The following is a 3,309-nucleotide window of genomic DNA, read 5'->3' as shown; positions in this document are numbered from 1 at the left end:
TTCAGAACTAACACAGTGGACGCGAGCAACTGAGGACAAGCCCTCGGCCTATTAGTACCAGTCAGCTTCACCCGTTACCGGGCTTCCACATCTGGCCTATCAACCCAGTCGTCTACTGGGAGCCTTACCCTCTCAAGGAGGTGGGAATACTCATCTTGAAGCAGGCTTCCCGCTTAGATGCTTTCAGCGGTTATCCCTCCCGAACGTAGCCAACCAGCCATGCCCTTGGCAGGACAACTGGCACACCAGAGGTTCGTCCGTCCCGGTCCTCTCGTACTAGGGACAGCCCTTCTCAATATTCCTACGCGCACAGCGGATAGGGACCGAACTGTCTCACGACGTTCTAAACCCAGCTCGCGTACCGCTTTAATGGGCGAACAGCCCAACCCTTGGGACCGACTCCAGCCCCAGGATGCGACGAGCCGACATCGAGGTGCCAAACCATCCCGTCGATATGGACTCTTGGGGAAGATCAGCCTGTTATCCCCGGGGTACCTTTTATCCGTTGAGCGACGGCGCTTCCACAAGCCACCGCCGGATCACTAGTCCCGACTTTCGTCCCTGCTCGACCCGTCGGTCTCACAGTCAAGCTCCCTTGTGCACTTACACTCAACACCTGATTGCCAACCAGGCTGAGGGAACCTTTGGGCGCCTCCGTTACCCTTTGGGAGGCAACCGCCCCAGTTAAACTACCCATCAGACACTGTCCCTGATCCGGATCACGGACCGAGGTTAGACATCCAGCACGACCAGAGTGGTATTTCAACGGCGACTCCACAACCACTGGCGTGGCTGCTTCAAAGTCTCCCACCTATCCTACACAAGCCGAACCGAACACCAATATCAAACTGTAGTAAAGGTCCCGGGGTCTTTCCGTCCTGCTGCGCGAAACGAGCATCTTTACTCGTAGTGCAATTTCACCGGGCCTATGGTTGAGACAGTCGAGAAGTCGTTACGCCATTCGTGCAGGTCGGAACTTACCCGACAAGGAATTTCGCTACCTTAGGATGGTTATAGTTACCACCGCCGTTTACTGGCGCTTAAGTTCTCAGCTTCGCAACCCCGAAAGGTCACTAACCGGTCCCCTTAACGTTCCAGCACCGGGCAGGCGTCAGTCCGTATACATCGCCTTACGGCTTCGCACGGACCTGTGTTTTTAGTAAACAGTCGCTTCTCGCTGGTCTCTGCGGCCACCCCCAGCTCAAGCAGCAAGTGCTATCACCAGTGATGGCCCCCCTTCTCCCGAAGTTACGGGGGCATTTTGCCGAGTTCCTTAACCATAGTTCACCCGAACGCCTCGGTATTCTCTACCTGACCACCTGAGTCGGTTTAGGGTACGGGCCGCCATGAAACTCGCTAGAGGCTTTTCTCGACAGCATAGGATCATCCACTTCACCACAATCGGCTCGGCATCAGGTCTCAGCCTTATATGAGGGACGGATTTGCCTACCCCTCGGCCTACACCCTTACCCCGGGACTACCACCGCCCGGGCTGGACTACCTTCCTGCGTCACCCCATCGCTTACCTACTACAAGTCTGGTTCGTCGGCTCCACCACTTTCCTTTCCCCGAAGGGTCCGGAACGGCTTCACGGACTTAGCATCGCCTGATTCGATATTGGGCGTTTCAAAGCGGGTACCGGAATATCAACCGGTTGTCCATCGACTACGCCTGTCGGCCTCGCCTTAGGTCCCGACTTACCCTGGGCAGATCAGCTTGACCCAGGAACCCTTAGTCAATCGGCGCACACGTTTCTCACGTGTGTATCGCTACTCATGCCTGCATTCTCACTCGTGAACCGTCCACAACTAGCTTCCGCTGCTGCTTCACCCGGCACACGACGCTCCCCTACCCATCACAGCGGGCGTTGGCCCTATTGCTGCAATGACACGACTTCGGCGGTACGCTTGAGCCCCGCTACATTGTCGGCGCGGAATCACTTGACCAGTGAGCTATTACGCACTCTTTCAAGGGTGGCTGCTTCTAAGCCAACCTCCTGGTTGTCTCTGCGACTCCACATCCTTTCCCACTTAGCGTACGCTTAGGGGCCTTAGTCGATGCTCTGGGCTGTTTCCCTCTCGACCATGGAGCTTATCCCCCACAGTCTCACTGCCGTGCTCTCACTTACCGGCATTCGGAGTTTGGCTAAGGTCAGTAACCCGGTAGGGCCCATCGCCTATCCAGTGCTCTACCTCCGGCAAGAAACACACGACGCTGCACCTAAATGCATTTCGGGGAGAACCAGCTATCACGGAGTTTGATTGGCCTTTCACCCCTAACCACAGGTCATCCCCCAGGTTTTCAACCCTGGTGGGTTCGGTCCTCCACGAAGTCTTACCTCCGCTTCAACCTGCCCATGGCTAGATCACTCCGCTTCGGGTCTAGAGCGTGCAACTCAATCGCCCTATTCGGACTCGCTTTCGCTACGGCTTCCCCACACGGGTTAACCTCGCTACACACCGCTAACTCGCAGGCTCATTCTTCAAAAGGCACGCAGTCACGACCCATTAGGTAAACCCAATGAGCGACGCTCCCACGGCTTGTAGGCACACGGTTTCAGGTACTATTTCACTCCGCTCCCGCGGTACTTTTCACCATTCCCTCACGGTACTATCCGCTATCGGTCACCAGGGAATATTTAGGCTTAGCGGGTGGTCCCGCCAGATTCACACGGGATTTCTCGGGCCCCGTGCTACTTGGGAGATGAGCAAGCAAGCCGCTGATGTTTCGTCTACGGGGGTCTTACCCTCTACGCCGGACCTTTCGCATGTCCTTCGACTACATCAACGGTTTCTGACTCGCCGACCGGCCGGCAGACCGATCAAGCTCATTCCCACAACCCCGCATGCGCAACCCCTGCCGGGTATCACACGCATACGGTTTGGCCTCATCCGGTTTCGCTCGCCACTACTCCCGGAATCACGGTTGTTTTCTCTTCCTGAGGGTACTGAGATGTTTCACTTCCCCTCGTTCCCTCCACACTGCCTATGTGTTCAGCAGTGGGTGACAGCCCATGACGACTGCCGGGTTTCCCCATTCGGACACCCCCGGATCAAAGCTCAGTTGGCAGCTCCCCGGGGCCTATCGCGGCCTCTCACGTCCTTCATCGGTTCCTGGTGCCAAGGCATCCACCGTGCGCCCTTAAAAACTTGGCCACAGATGCTCGCGTCCACTGTGTAGTTCTCAAACAACGACCAGCCACCCATCACCCTGCACTCCGAAGAGAACAAGTTCACTGGGGCCGGCACTGAAGACATGACCTTACGGCCGTACCTTCAGGACCCAACAACGTGCCAAGCACGATCCCTT

General features: G+C 56.6%; 1 rRNA gene. It reads right to left on the bottom strand.

Annotated features, from left to right (window positions below):
• Positions 1-31: 31 nt before the first annotated feature.
• A 23S ribosomal RNA gene (locus ACIQK6_RS43015) occupies positions 32-3,155 on the bottom strand.
• Positions 3,156-3,309: the final 154 nt, after the last annotated feature.

Origin of the sequence: Streptomyces sp. NPDC091682 (assembly GCF_044756625.1) — a bacterium.
GTDB lineage: Bacteria > Actinomycetota > Actinomycetes > Streptomycetales > Streptomycetaceae > Streptomyces.
Note: the sequence above shows the minus strand (reverse complement) of the source record. Positions and strands in the feature narration are given on the sequence as shown.